The sequence below is a fragment of the Erwinia plantamica genome (assembly GCF_043420595.1).
Classification (GTDB): domain Bacteria; phylum Pseudomonadota; class Gammaproteobacteria; order Enterobacterales; family Enterobacteriaceae; genus Erwinia; species Erwinia aeris.
In genome coordinates this window covers 1-1083 of sequence record NZ_JBGCUC010000042.1, presented here as the reverse complement: position 1 = coordinate 1083, position 1083 = coordinate 1, and the positions used below count along the sequence as shown (strand labels likewise).

Genomic DNA, 1083 nt, shown 5'->3' with positions numbered 1-1083 from the left:
ATAGCCTTCTCCGTCCCCCCTTCGCAGTAACACCGAGTACAGGAATATTAACCTGTTTCCCATCGACTACGCCTTTCGGCCTCGCCTTAGGGGTCGACTCACCCTGCCCCGATTAACGTTGGACAGGAACCCTTGGTCTTCCGGCGAGCGGGCTTTTCACCCGCTTTATCGTTACTTATGTCAGCATTCGCACTTCTGATACCTCCAGCAGACCTCACGGTCCACCTTCGACGGCTTACAGAACGCTCCCCTACCCAACAACACATAGTGTCGCTGCCGCAGCTTCGGTGCATGGTTTAGCCCCGTTACATCTTCCGCGCAGGCCGACTCGACCAGTGAGCTATTACGCTTTCTTTAAATGATGGCTGCTTCTAAGCCAACATCCTGGCTGTCTGTGCCTTCCCACATCGTTTCCCACTTAACCATGACTTTGGGACCTTAGCTGGCGGTCTGGGTTGTTTCCCTCTTCACGACGGACGTTAGCACCCGCCGTGTGTCTCCCGTGATAACATTCTTCGGTATTCGCAGTTTGCATCGGGTTGGTAAGCCGGGATGGCCCCCTAGCCGAAACAGTGCTCTACCCCCGAAGATGAGTTCACGAGGCGCTACCTAAATAGCTTTCGGGGAGAACCAGCTATCTCCCGGTTTGATTGGCCTTTCACCCCCAGCCACAGGTCATCCGCTAATTTTTCAACATTAGTCGGTTCGGTCCTCCAGTTAGTGTTACCCAACCTTCAACCTGCCCATGGCTAGATCACCGGGTTTCGGGTCTATACCCTGCAACTTAACGCCCAGTTAAGACTCGGTTTCCCTGCGGCTCCCCTATACGGTTAACCTTGCTACAGAATATAAGTCGCTGACCCATTATACAAAAGGTACGCAGTCACCCCCATTAAGAAGGCTCCCACTGCTTGTACGTACACGGTTTCAGGTTCTGTTTCACTCCCCTCGCCGGGGTTCTTTTCGCCTTTCCCTCACGGTACTGGTTCACTATCGGTCAGTCAGGAGTATTTAGCCTTGGAGGATGGTCCCCCCATCTTCAGACAGGATATCACGTGTCCCGCCCTACTCTTCGAACCCACA

The 1083-nt window shown here is 53.6% G+C and carries 1 rRNA gene; it reads right to left on the bottom strand.

Going from position 1 to position 1083, the window contains the following annotated elements:
* A 23S ribosomal RNA gene (locus AB3U87_RS21940) occupies positions 1-1083 on the bottom strand; the annotation flags it as partial.